Genomic DNA, 13,011 nt, shown 5'->3' on the forward strand with positions numbered 1-13,011 from the left:
ATCATGTAGTGAGAAGCTAGGACCGGACCTAAATTTGCCTTGTAACTATTTATTAATCTTAAAAACAGATTATTATGAAAACAATTTTAAAACTTACAACAGTTGTTGCCTTAATGCTTTCTACAGTAGTTGGCTTGGCAGAAGAAACGAAATTAAATCTAGTAGCGCTTACTAAAGCTAAGAGTTTACTATTAACATTAGAGAACAGTTCTGAGGATTTATCCGTACGTTTAGTAGATGCCGATATGAATCTTATATATGCTGAAACTATTACCAATAGCACCATCAGTAAAAAGTTTGATTTAAGGAACTTGAACGACGGAACATATTACTTTTACACGTCGGATAATTTCAAGAACTACATGTACACTATGGTCATAGCGGATAATGTTCTTAGAATTTTGGATACGGAAGAGCGTGTAAAGCCTTACTTTAGAAAGACAAAGAACAAGATTTACATGAACTTCCTAAACTTGGAAAAAACTCCTGTAGAGATTAAGGTTTACGATGCGGATTATAGATTGGTTTTTTCAGAAATTAGAAATGAAGAATTAATAGTAGAAAAAGCGTTTGATTTTTCAGATGCCTTTTCCGGTAGTTATACAGTAGTAATTACGGATAGTACAGCTACCTATACAGAAGATTTTACAGTTGATTAAGTTAGGTTAAATTTCAAGGAAAAGAGGGGACGGGCGCGTCCCCTCTTTGTTTTATCAATATTTTAAATAAGAGAAAGCCCAAAACATGAGTGCGAACTGTAAGGGAATACGGAGCACTAAAATCCATCTAGGGATACCTGCTGCCTGTTTTTCACCGGTAAGCATATAAACGTGCACAAGCAGAAAGATAAGGAGCATTGCTATAATACCGTAAATGGCAAAATTTTTAGTGGGTCTAAACAACAAGGCTGCACCCAAGAACACTTCCGCTATTCCACTCCATAGTACCAAGGCCCTATGATTCGGTAAATACCTGGGCATGATTCTCAAATAAACTTTAGGTTTAATAAAATGCATCAGACCGGCAAATATATAGAGGGCGGCCATTACATATAAATGCCATGGAAAAGATATTTGCATTAAATGTATTTTTTAAATCGGTCCTTTTTATACTGGGGAACCGCATCGTTATCCATGAACAGGGCCAAAAGTTCCTTATCTTTTTGTCTCGTAAACAGCAGCTCGTAAAAATTCTTTACGGTTAAGGTATTTTCAGATTCTTTTACCAAGACCAAGGAATCCCCCGCAGTAACCGTTCCCTCTTCTAAAATCTTAACGTAGGTGCCGGGATGGTTATGCGCAATAAATTGCCTTAATATTTCTTGTGTGCCAAAGCGAATACCCAATTTATAGCAGGGCTCTCTTGGTTGGGACACTTGTACCAAAGCAGAACCCAAACGATAGACATTCCCTATCCTTATCTCATCTTCATCTAGACCTTGGACGGTAAGGTTTTCTCCGAACATGCCCCAGTCCCATTTTAATTTAGGATACAAATTTTTCCAGTAAGGATAGTAGTCTGCCGAAAAAAGATAGCAGGCCTTATTGATTCCTGCATGATGAACACGGTCTATTACGGTATCTCCCTTAACATCGTTCTTGGATAAATACAGGGGTGCTTCCGTCGGGTATTTAAAAATACCGGTCTGTTCGTTTTTACCGTTCCATTCAACGGTGACCGCTTCTCCAATGTTTGTGGCAATGACCTTCATACCGTGAAGATATAAAACCAGCCTCTATTTCAAAGGGGGTTTCAAATTATAATTTGATTAGTTATGATGATTATTTAGTACTTAGCGAATCTACTCGTATATCGGCCGGTAGGGTAGTTCTATTGTCTTCAGGGAAATACCAAAATGGAATTGACACCCAATCTTCTGAAGCAATGGTATCGGTCTTAAATTTTTTGGTTTTAATCGAAAGTAAGTGTTTGCCCCTTTTGTAACCTATGAGGTCAATGAACATTTCTAGGTCTAATCTAGAATTGTCATTGGTTGTCAGCAATAAATCACTCGCTACGGTTGCGCTATCAATTTGAAAATGAAACATTTCGTTGATGGTCTTTAGATACGTCTCCGTTTTGATTTTGGTAGTGTCTTTTTCCCTTGAAAACTTTATGAAATCGATACCTGTCTTGTATGTTCTCTCATCCGTTTCCGGTTTTAAAAGGGAATCATAAACAATAATATCATCTTCTATGAATTTACGATAGGGAATGGTAATGTGTAGAAAGGGATCGGTAATGGTCTTTGATTGTATTGCTGTACTTCGCAAAAATTCTTTGTTCTTCGTGATCACATCTTTGTAATTGCGTCTATTGGCAAATGCTGTGGATGAGCTTTCATTTGCGTCGAAAAAGTTACTCGGATTCATTTCTAAAGAAAAGAACAATACTAGAACGCCATAGATTGGTATTAAGCTATATATGATTTTCTTTCCGAATTTATTGTCTAGCAAGTTATATAGGATAGGCCTATAAATGAAAGAGAGGGTAAGTACGCTAAAAACCTTGTAGACGGGCATATACACTTTGGCCACGTCCCTAGAGCGCTTTACGATACCAGGAACTATAAAATCTATTATGGTAATAAGGTGTCCTATAATAAATGCCGGAAATAAGGTAAAACCAAGAATAGCCTTGACCTCGAACGGCAGAAAATCATTTTCTGCTAAAAAGAACATGAAAAATAGAAATATGAGAAAGTTAAGTGATATGGCAATGGTAATAAAAGCGATTAAAAAGGTGACCCCAAAAAGAATACTGGAATAATTTTCCAAGTTGATGATGTATTTGTCAAATGAGCCAATACGCTTTTTCAGATGTTTTTTAAATATATCGGCAATGTTTAGTTCGTCAAAATCGATATCGCCAGAGACAGACCGTATCCCAACTGCACCGATCCACAATCCTCTCAAAAGAACGTGAAGTATAAGGTTGAAAATAGCAAGAATGCAGGTGATGTGTATGGTCTTAATGAAAATAGATTGAAAATTACTTCCTTCAAAGCTTTTAGCAACGGCAAATTCACGTAAAGGTTCCAAAGCGCTGAATAGACCAAAGATTGCAAAACCGGAGATTACCAGTTCTAATTGCCAACTTTGTACTTGCAGCTCATCTAATATCTCCTCGTATTTAATTCCACTTTTCTTGTCCTGCATCTGGTTGGTATGTATTGATAGAAGAAAAGTATGGGTAAATTGTGTAATATGCAATACGATATAAAGACATAAAAAAACCGCTTCATGTAACTGAAGCGGTCTGTTATGCTCTAATTTAAAATGATTTTACTTCACCATCTCGTAACTGCGCTTTATAAACTCGGTAAGCTCGGCGCCCTTTAAAAGTCCTTTTGACAATCTTGCCAAATCCAGCGACTGATTAATTAAACGCTCTTTTTTCTTAGCGGTTTTTGTACTTAGTATTTCTCCCACCAATTCATGATTGGTGTTAACGATAAGGTTGTACATTTCTGGCATATTGCCCATACCGAACATACCACCACCACCGGTCTGCTGCATTTCTTTCATACGGCGCATAAACTCTGGTTCAGTGATAATAAAGGGAGAGGCGTCGCTATCCATAGCTTCCAGTTGCACGGTGTAGCTACTTTTCTCGCCAATAACCTTTTCTAGTTCGGTTTTAAGCGTCTCCTTCTCCTCGTCGGATAATTTAGAGATCTGTGTTTCCTCTTTTTGAATGAGTTTATCAATATGGTCAGCATCCACACGTGCAAAGGAAATTTTCTCTTTGGAGGTTTCCAGTTTTTGCAGTAGGTGACCAATGATAGGGGAGTCTAACAACAAAACTTCGTAACCTTTAGCCTTGGCGGCTTCAATGTAACTATGTTGTGCTTCCTTATCCGAAGCGTAAAGAATAACGGTCTTATCATCCTTATCTGTCTGAGACCCCTTAATTTTTTCCTGAAGTTCTTCAAAAGTGAAAAAAGTACCGTCTACGGTGGGGTAAAGTGCAAATTTGTCCGCTTTTTCAAAGAACTTGTCCTCTGATAGCATACCGTATTCGATTACGATTTTAATATCGTTCCATTTTGCCTCAAAATCCTCACGATTGTTTTTGAACAAAGAGCTCAACTTATCAGCAACTTTACGTGTAATGTAAGATGAAATCTTTTTCACGGCGCCGTCTGCCTGTAAATAAGAACGAGATACGTTCAAAGGAATATCCGGAGAATCGATAACACCGCGCAGCATGGTCAAAAACTCTGGTACAATGCCTTCTACGTTGTCGGTAACGAATACCTGATTTTGATAGAGTTGAATTCTATCTTTCTGAACGTTAAGGTCATTGGTGAGCTTTGGAAAATATAAAATCCCCGTTAGGTTAAATGGATAGTCAACATTTAGATGAATGTTGAATAAAGGCTCCTCAAATTGCATGGGGTACATCTCCCTGTAAAAATCCTTGTAATCCTGTTCCTTTAGATCCGCAGGTTGTTTGGTCCACGCCGGATTAGGATTGTTGATAATATTATCCACTTCTTTAGTAGGAGCAGGGTCTTCTTCTTTTGCACCTTCTGGTTTTGGCAAGGTTTCGGTTTTCATTCCGAACTTAATGGGAACTGGCATGAACTTGTTGTATTTTTTCAACAGTTCCGTAATGCGATGCTCCTCCAGAAACTCGGTAGAATCCTCGGCAATATGAAGGATGATTTCTGTTCCCCTGGTTTCTTTTTTCGATTTTTTGGTCGTGAATTTAGGAGAACCGTCACAAGTCCAGTGAACGGCCGGTTCATCCTTAAAACTTTTGGTTATAATCTCAACTTTCTCCGCTACCATGAAGGCAGAGTAAAAACCTAGACCAAAGTGACCTATAATGCCTGCATCTTTGGCAGAATCTTCATACTTGTTTAAAAACTCCTCTGCTCCGGAAAAGGCAACTTCGTTAATGTATTTCTTCACTTCTTCTTCCGTCATCCCAAGACCTTGGTCAATCACATGAAGTTTCTTGCCCTCCTTATCGACCTTTACCTCAATGATGGGGTTGCCGTAATCTACTTTGGCCTCTCCAATAGAAGTTAGGTGTTTAAGTTTTAGGGTTGCATCCGTTGCATTGGATATTAACTCCCTGAGAAAAATTTCATGATCGCTGTACAAGAATTTCTTAATAAGCGGAAATATGTTGTCTACCGAAACATTTATTTTACCTGTAGCCATAATTCAATTGTATTTTAAATTTTACCATTACCTATTGTCAAAAAAAATACCACACTACAGAACGATGACAAACTGACATAGTATGGCGTAAAAAGTTTAACAAAATTTTCTGTTTAATTTTTTTTAATAAAAGTTAAACAATGCTATATTTGTAATGTGATTAGAAAAGAATTGCTATGAAAAAGATTCTAAAAGTATAATCACGTTATGATTATTTATTGGTTAGGTTGTTAGAAAACGTGCTTTCAGTGAAAGCACGTTTTTGTTAAATGATACCTAAACTTTATCAGACCTGTTTTTATTTAAGACAGGTGTCGTAAATTGAGTAATAAAAACACAGCTATGGCTACCAAAGCAAAAAAGATAACCGAGGATATCATTATTACCAAGTATATGGAGTACGTGCTGGAGCACGAGAAGACTCCTAAATCCATTTATAAATTCTGTAAGGCCAACGGTATCAAGGAAGAAGATTTTTATCTCTTTTTTGGTTCTTTGGAAAGACTACAAAAGGGGATATGGGAAAAGTTCTTCACCAATACCATGAATCTTATGCAGAAGAATAAGGAATACGAGGGATTCAGTAACAAGGACAAAATGCTGACTTTCTTCTATACCTTTTTTGAAATGATGACGCTGAACAGAAGTTATGTTCTTTTTGTGCTAGGTCAAGAGAAAAATTCTTTGAAAAACCTAGAACGGTTAAAAGGGCTTCGAAAGCATGTAAAGGGTTTTGCAAAAGATTTAATTGAAGATGGCAATGCCGAGAAAAACTTTAAAATAACGAAGCATAACCCGCAATTATTCTCCGAAGGAGCGTGGTTGCAGTTCCTATTTATATTAAAGTTTTGGATGAACGATGATTCGGCCAGATTTGAGAAAACCGATATGGCCATTGAAAAATCCGTCAATACCATTTTTGACCTTTTTGATAACACCCCGTTAGAAAATATCGTTGACTTCGGTAAATTTCTTTACAAAGAAACTTTTGCTTAAACTTTAAAGTACACAGACTATTGAAGACACTTGATAAAATACCTACAGGGAAAATTGAAAGAGCCAGTAAGCTTGTTAAAACGGGTGTTAAGATAGGCGGCAACTACGCCAAATACTACAGCAAAAAACTTATCAATTCAGAAACTACCAAGGATGAACTGAACGAGGATAATGCGGAGGATATCTATGACGGATTAAAGAGTCTTAAGGGTAGTGCGCTAAAAGTGGCGCAGATGCTTAGTATGGAAAAGAATCTGCTACCTAATGCCTACGTAGAGAAGTTTTCGCTTTCGCAATTTTCCGTACCGCCATTATCTGCTCCTTTGGTAAGGAAAACGTTTAAAAATTACCAAGGGGAATTTCCCGAAGAGGTTTTTGACACATTCGAAAAAAATTCTATTAACGCTGCTAGTATCGGTCAAGTGCACAAAGCTACCAAAGATGGGAAAGAGTTGGCGGTTAAAATTCAATATCCCGGGGTTGCCAAAAGCATTAGTAGTGACTTGGCTTTGGTGAAACCAATAGCCATACGCATGTTTAATCTGAAAGGTAAAGACTCCGACAAGTATTTTAGAGAAGTCGAGGATAAGTTAATAGAAGAAACCAATTATCTTTTAGAAATCAAACAAAGTAAAGAAATTACCGAAGCTTGTAGCGCTATCAAGGGCCTACGTTTTCCTAAATATTACGAAAATTTATCCAGTGAGCGGATCATTACTATGGATTGGATGACCGGAGTACACCTAAGTGAATTTGCCAAAACGGATTTTTCGCAGGAACTGGGTAATAAGTTGGGGCAGACACTTTGGGATTTTTATATGTTTCAAATCCATGGGCTCAGAAAAGTGCACGCGGACCCACATCCTGGAAATTTTTTGATAAATAAAGAGGAAGAATTAATAGCTATCGATTTCGGATGTATTAAAGAGGTGCCAGATTCTTTTTATGTTCCCTATTTTGAACTGGCTAAAAAGGACAATATTTCCAATGATACGGTATTTACGCAAAAATTATACGAGTTAGAAATTCTAATCCCTGCGGATACCAGAGAAGAAATAAAATTTTTTAAAGAGCTTTTTCATGAAATGCTGAGTCTTTTCACTTCTCCCTTTCACGAAGAAACATTTGATTTTGGTAATGGGGATTTCTGGAACAAGATTGCAGCATTGAGCGAACATTACGCTTCCGATAAGGAGATTAGGAAAATGAATGGCAATAGAGGCTCTAAACATTTCCTCTATATGAACAGAACGTTTTTTGGCCTTTATAATTTACTACATGACCTTAAGGCAAACATTAAAGTGAATAACTATAAGCAGTACCTTTCTTAAGAAACGTCGTACGCGTTAAATTCTCCCTGCTCGGGAATTGTTGGTTATATTGCAGTACGATTTAGAACAATTACTAAAAAAACTTTCTTATGTATAATTCTAAAATTACAGGTTTAGGCTACTATGTTCCGGAGAATGTGGTAACAAACGATGACTTGTCCAAAGTAATGGACACCAATGACGCATGGATTCAAGAAAGAACGGGAATTAAAGAAAGAAGACACGTTGTAAAGGGTAGTGAAGACACCACAACGACAATGGGTGTAAAAGCTGCAAAGATCGCTATAGAGCGGGCAGGAATAGATAAGAACGATATTGATTTTATCGTCTTTGCCACACTGAGTCCAGATTATTATTTTCCTGGGCCTGGAGTTTTGGTTCAAAGAGATTTGGGCATCGATACCGTTGGCGCCTTGGACGTACGCAATCAATGCTCCGGATTTATATATGGTATCTCGGTAGCGGACCAGTATATAAAAAGTGGCATGTACAAGAACATCCTGGTTATTGGGTCAGAACTTCATTCCCACGGTTTAGATATGTCAACCAGAGGTAGAGGTGTATCGGTTATTTTTGGTGATGGTGCCGGAGCGGCCGTGCTTAGTAGAGAAGAAGATACGACCAAAGGTATTTTATCCACACATTTACATTCTGAGGGGCAACATGCAGAAGAACTTAGTCTTATAGCTCCGGGAATGGGTAAAAGATGGGTCACGGATATCATAGATGAAAACGACCCCAATGACGAATCTTATTTTCCATATATGAACGGCCAATTTGTATTTAAGAATGCAGTCGTTCGTTTTAGCGAAGTTATTATGGAAGGATTAGGAAAAAACGAATTATTGCCAACGGATATTGATCTGCTGGTGCCGCATCAAGCTAATTTGAGAATTTCGCAGTTCATTCAAAAGAAGTTTGGGCTTACCGATGATCAAGTATTCAACAATATAATGAAGTACGGTAATACCACAGCGGCCTCAATTCCTATAGCGCTTACGGAGGCTTGGGAATCTGGGCAGGTTAATTCTGGTGACCTTGTGGTCTTGGCCGCTTTTGGAAGCGGTTTCACTTGGGGTAGCGCCATAATTAGATGGTAAATAAAAACCCGTGACACTGTCACGGGTTCCTTAAAATTGAAATTCTACACTTAAAAACCAACCAATCTAAGCTTAGAGAATACCAATCTTATTTAAATAGACTCTTATTTTGCTTAAATGTTACGTTACAGTTTGGCTTTAACGCAAACTTAACTGAAACGTCCAGAATTTATACTGCTTTAAAAAACGAAACCCGAGCATCCGCTCGGGTTTCTGCGCTGATAGGCTATACTAAACACTAACCATTAACTATAAATATATAGCGTTATCAACATCTTTAAATTATTTACTATTTAGACTTTACTTTTCCTTACTTTTAATAGTCTACTAAGAGACGAAATTTTTTGTAAATAGTTACAAATTACACAAAGTTTAACACGCTGATAACATATGAAACAAACACTCGTTTTCGGAGCTTCTTTAAAATCAGAGCGTTACAGCAATATTGCTGTAAAAAGATTGGTAAATAAAGGAATCCAAACCGAAGCTTTTGGTTTAAGAAGTGGTAATATCGGGGGAGTTCAAGTTAATACCAATTTAGATAAATTCCAAGATATTCATACAATAACGTTGTATTTGAATCCACAGCGACAAAAGCAATATTATAAGGACATTCTGGCATTGCATCCCAAGCGCGTAATTTTTAATCCTGGAACGGAGAACCCTGAATTTTATAAACTATTGAAAGAAAGTAACATAGAGGTAGAAGTGGCCTGTACATTAGTTTTGCTGGCCACCGGTCAATACTAAGAATTAGTCAAAGCTGTTCCAGCTGTTTTTTTCCGAATGAACCATAGGCCAATAAATGTAAGCAAACCGTTAATGGGCAAAAGTTCGTATCCAAAGACATAACCGCCCAAATTCTCTGCCGGAATTTTTCCAAGAATAACTATAACAACGACCGATAATAAGGCCACCAACCAGACGTAGTTATCCTTAACCTGGTAATTCGTAAAAATGCCAAAGGAAAAAAGTCCCAATAAGGGCCCGTAAGTGTAAGAAGCCACTGTAAGCAGACCATCTATTACGTTTCGGTCCAATATATATTTGAAGGAAACGACGACCAAAATGAGCAGTATGCTCATTCCAACATGAGTTTTTCTCCTCGTGGCCTTAGCCTCCTTTTCAGATTTCTTTTCAGTGCCTAAGAAATCTACGCAGAAAGAAGTGGTCAGTGAAGTTAGGGCACTATCGGCGCTGCTATATGCCGCTGCAATTAAACCCAACATAAATGTTATGGCTACGGTTATTCCTAGTCCACTGTTCAAGGCAATTTCCGGAAAGAGTAAGTCGGACTTTGGGGCTCCGTCCATTAAAGGAATTGCTATCTGAAATTTTTCGGCGTAAATGAACAATAGGGCACCTAACAACATAAAAACAAAGGTTACCAAAACGAGTACTACACTAAAAGAAACCATATTTTTCTGTGCATCCTTTAGGTTTTTACACGTAAGGTTCTTTTGCATCATATCTTGGTCTAATCCTGTCATACAAATGGTGACGAACATTCCTCCCAAAAATGATTTTATCAAATGGTTTTTAGCAAAGAAATTATCCGTAAAAATGGTTTTACTATAGGCAGATAACTCTTGAGACATCAGAAAATCTGAAAAACTCCATTCTAATTTGTTCAAGATAAAATAGATAGATAACCCTACCGAGACAAGCATGAACAAGGTCTGCAACGTATCGGTCCATACTATAGTTTTTATACCACCCTTAAAAGTGTATATCCAAATTAAAAGAATGGAAAGTGTTACGGTAATTTCAAACGGAACGTTCCACGAATCGAATACGAACTGCTGTAAAACGATTGCTACTAGGAATAGTCTAAATGCGGCTCCCAAAACTCTGGAGATAAAGAATGAAATGGCACCTACTTTATAACTCACAAAACCGAATCTGTTGTCCAAGTATTCGTAAATGGAGGTAACGTTCTGTCGGTAATATATGGGTAATAGCACGTATGCGGTAATAAGGTAGCCCAAGAAATATCCGAAGACCACCTGCATGTAGCTAAATTGTGAAGCATCTACCCAACCAGGAACCGAGATAAAGGTAACACCGGATAGGGAGGCACCTACCATTCCAAATGCGACTAGATACCAAGGTGATTGTTTTCCCGCTTTAAAAAAATCTTCGTTGGAATCATTTTTTCCCGTAAAATATGATATCAGAAGTAATAGAATAAAATAACCACCGATTAAAAGCAATATATGGGAAGCGTTCATTGGAAATAATTTACGGGCAAAGTACAAAAAGTAAAAATAGTGCGTAATTTTACGAGAAAATTCAGTGAATGGAATTTTCTTCAAAATTATTGGAAAATGCCGTATACGAAATGTCGCAACTACCAGGTATCGGTAAGCGAACGGCACTTCGTTTGGTCCTCCATTTATTAAAACAATCCGAGCAGCGAACGGAACAATTGTCCAGTGCATTGGTTCAATTACGAAGCACGGTAAGATTCTGTAAAAACTGTCATAATATTTCGGACACCGAACACTGTGAAATTTGCGCCAACCCTAAACGGGATGCTTCTTTGGTCTGTGTTGTTGAGGATATAAGAGACGTAATGGCCATAGAAAATACAGGGCAATATCGTGGAATGTATCACGTACTCGGTGGAAAAATTTCCCCTATGGAAGGAATAGGTCCTCAAGATCTGACCATCGCTTCCCTTGTTTCTAAAGTACGAAAAGGTGAAATAAATGAATTGATATTTGCGTTAAGTTCTACTATGGAAGGGGACACCACCAATTTCTATATTTTTAGACAAATAGAGGAATTCAAGATAAGGACGTCAACTATTGCAAGAGGAATAGCGGTGGGAGACGAATTGGAATATGCAGATGAGGTCACCTTAGGAAGAAGTATTCTCAACAGGGTGCCTTTCGAAGGTTCCTTCAATAACAATTAATAAATATTATAATGCCGTAACAGTAATAAAAGGCTATATTTTTTATTATTTTTGCAAAAAAAGTACTTCAAAGCAGCAGTAAATTATTGATATGTCAAAATTTGAATTAAAACTACCACGGATGGGAGAAAGTGTTGCGGAAGCGACATTAACATCTTGGTTGAAGGAAGTTGGGGATACCATTGAAATGGATGAGGCAATTTTTGAGATTGCTACGGATAAGGTAGATAGTGAAGTCCCTAGTGAAGTAGACGGAGTTTTGGTAGAAAAGCGGTTTCAAGTTGATGATGTTATTAAGGTGGGTGATACTGTTGCTGTAATAGAATTAAACGATGGTGCAGAGGCTCCACAGGCTCCAGAAGCAGAAAAAGAGGAAGAGGAAGAGGCCTTGGAGGAAGAAATGGTCGCCGCGGCTGAGCAAGCTTTGTCCACGGCCAAGGACACGGTTGGTAATCCCACGCCAGATTACGCTAGTTCCGAGCGATTTTATTCGCCTTTAGTAAAGAATATTGCGAAGGAAGAAGGGGTATCTTTTTCGGAATTAGAGTCTATATCCGGTACCGGTAAGGACGGTAGGGTTACCAAGAACGATATTCTAGCCTACGTGCAGCAGAAAGGAAAACCGGAAGTAACCACCAGTGGGCCGGTACCGGCAGATACACCTCCTGTTCAACAAGAAGTACGGACGGTTGCCATGGATACACCCAAAGAAACGGCACAGAAAGTGACTCCTGTCAAAGTTTCAGGCGGGGACGAGGTTATAGCCATGTCCAGAATGGGTAAACTCATCGCTAAACATATGGTAGATAGTGTTTCTACTTCTGCCCATGTGCAAAGTTTTATAGAAGTAGATGTCACCAATATTGTCAACTGGAGAAACAAGATGAAAGTTTCGTTTGAGAAGCAAGAGGGTGAGAAACTGACCTTCACACCTATCTTCATGGAAGCTATCGCCAAAGCGTTAAAAAAATACCCCATGATGAACATCTCGGTGGACGGGGATAGTGTTATCAAAAAGAAAAATATAAACATAGGAATGGCCGCGGCGCTTCCGGACGGCAACCTCATCGTACCAGTGATTAAGAACGCAGACCAGTTAAATTTGGTGGGTATGGCAAAAGTGGTCAATGATTTGGCTAATCGTTCTAGAAATAATGAGCTTAAGCCAGACGAAGTTCAAGACGGTACCTACACCGTTACCAACGTAGGTACCTTTGGCAGTGTATTCGGCACTCCCATCATAAATCAGCCTCAGGTAGGAATCATGGCCTTAGGGGCCATTCGTAAGATTCCGGCTGTCATTGAGACCAGTGAAGGCGATTTTATTGGTATTCGAAGTAAAATGTACCTTTCCCATAGTTATGACCACAGAGTGGTAAATGGTGCTTTGGGCAGTATGTTCGCAAAGGCGGTTGCGGATTACCTGGAAGCCTGGGACATCAACCGGGAAATATAAGAATAGTCCTAGTTTCATCATTTAAGGGTAACAC

Annotated in this window: 12 protein-coding genes; 7 read left to right on the forward strand and 5 right to left on the reverse strand. The window is 38.3% G+C overall.

Annotated features, from left to right (window positions below):
* Nucleotides 1–74 precede the first annotated feature (74 nt).
* The gene (locus EJ994_RS01795; RefSeq protein ID WP_126590936.1) at nucleotides 75–659 is read left to right on the forward strand and encodes a hypothetical protein; all 585 of its coding nucleotides are present in this window, start codon (nucleotides 75–77) and stop codon (nucleotides 657–659) included.
* A 54-nt stretch (nucleotides 660–713) separates the two neighbouring features.
* On the opposite strand, the gene EJ994_RS01800 is transcribed toward EJ994_RS01795, so the two are convergent.
* The 4 genes from EJ994_RS01800 to htpG all read right to left on the reverse strand — a co-directional run bounded on the left by EJ994_RS01800 (nucleotide 714) and on the right by htpG (nucleotide 5,174).
* On the reverse strand, nucleotides 714–1,073 hold the full coding sequence (locus tag EJ994_RS01800) for a MauE/DoxX family redox-associated membrane protein (protein WP_126593629.1): 360 nt from the start codon (nucleotides 1,071–1,073) through the stop codon (nucleotides 714–716).
* Between the two features lie 5 nt (nucleotides 1,074–1,078).
* Nucleotides 1,079–1,711, reverse strand: a complete 633-nt coding sequence (locus tag EJ994_RS01805; RefSeq protein WP_126590937.1) for an MOSC domain-containing protein — start codon at nucleotides 1,709–1,711, stop codon at nucleotides 1,079–1,081.
* A gap of 70 nt (nucleotides 1,712–1,781) precedes the next feature.
* Nucleotides 1,782–3,158, reverse strand: coding sequence for a hypothetical protein (locus EJ994_RS01810; protein ID WP_126590938.1), 1,377 nt, complete (start codon nucleotides 3,156–3,158; stop codon nucleotides 1,782–1,784).
* Between the two features lie 126 nt (nucleotides 3,159–3,284).
* Nucleotides 3,285–5,174, reverse strand: a complete 1,890-nt coding sequence (htpG, locus tag EJ994_RS01815) for a molecular chaperone HtpG (protein ID WP_126590939.1) — start codon at nucleotides 5,172–5,174, stop codon at nucleotides 3,285–3,287.
* Nucleotides 5,175–5,516: 342 nt separating this feature from the next.
* Here htpG and EJ994_RS01820 point away from each other — a divergent pair, with 342 nt between their 5' ends.
* The 4 genes from EJ994_RS01820 to EJ994_RS01835 all read left to right on the forward strand — a co-directional run bounded on the left by EJ994_RS01820 (nucleotide 5,517) and on the right by EJ994_RS01835 (nucleotide 9,351).
* On the forward strand, nucleotides 5,517–6,170 hold the full coding sequence (locus EJ994_RS01820) for a TetR family transcriptional regulator C-terminal domain-containing protein (protein WP_126590940.1): 654 nt from the start codon (nucleotides 5,517–5,519) through the stop codon (nucleotides 6,168–6,170).
* Nucleotides 6,171–6,190: 20 nt separating this feature from the next.
* Nucleotides 6,191–7,501 (forward strand): ABC1 kinase family protein, encoded by a 1,311-nt coding sequence (locus EJ994_RS01825; protein WP_126590941.1) that lies wholly within the window; start codon nucleotides 6,191–6,193, stop codon nucleotides 7,499–7,501.
* A gap of 89 nt (nucleotides 7,502–7,590) precedes the next feature.
* A complete protein-coding gene (locus tag EJ994_RS01830; protein ID WP_126590942.1) occupies nucleotides 7,591–8,601 on the forward strand; it encodes a 3-oxoacyl-ACP synthase III family protein in 1,011 nt (336 codons plus the stop codon).
* Between the two features lie 390 nt (nucleotides 8,602–8,991).
* Entirely contained in the window at nucleotides 8,992–9,351 is a 360-nt protein-coding gene (locus EJ994_RS01835; RefSeq protein ID WP_126590943.1) for a CoA-binding protein, read from the forward strand.
* On the opposite strand, the gene EJ994_RS01840 is transcribed toward EJ994_RS01835, so the two are convergent.
* Nucleotides 9,348–10,832, reverse strand: coding sequence for a sodium:solute symporter (locus EJ994_RS01840; protein WP_126590944.1), 1,485 nt, complete (start codon nucleotides 10,830–10,832; stop codon nucleotides 9,348–9,350). The two genes, EJ994_RS01835 and EJ994_RS01840, sit on opposite strands and share 4 nt — an antisense overlap.
* Before the next feature lie 68 nt (nucleotides 10,833–10,900).
* On the opposite strand from EJ994_RS01840, the gene recR reads away from it, so the two are divergent.
* Both recR and EJ994_RS01850 read left to right on the forward strand, forming a co-directional pair.
* A complete protein-coding gene (gene recR, locus EJ994_RS01845; RefSeq protein ID WP_126590945.1) occupies nucleotides 10,901–11,521 on the forward strand; it encodes a recombination mediator RecR in 621 nt (206 codons plus the stop codon).
* A 91-nt stretch (nucleotides 11,522–11,612) separates the two neighbouring features.
* Nucleotides 11,613–12,977 carry a dihydrolipoamide acetyltransferase family protein gene (locus EJ994_RS01850; protein ID WP_126590946.1) on the forward strand — a complete coding sequence of 455 codons (1,365 nt, stop codon included), beginning with the start codon at nucleotides 11,613–11,615 and terminating at the stop codon, nucleotides 12,975–12,977.
* The last annotated feature ends 34 nt before the right edge of the window (nucleotides 12,978–13,011 follow it).

This window comes from Maribacter sp. MJ134, assembly GCF_003970695.1.
In the GTDB taxonomy this organism is placed as follows: domain Bacteria; phylum Bacteroidota; class Bacteroidia; order Flavobacteriales; family Flavobacteriaceae; genus Maribacter.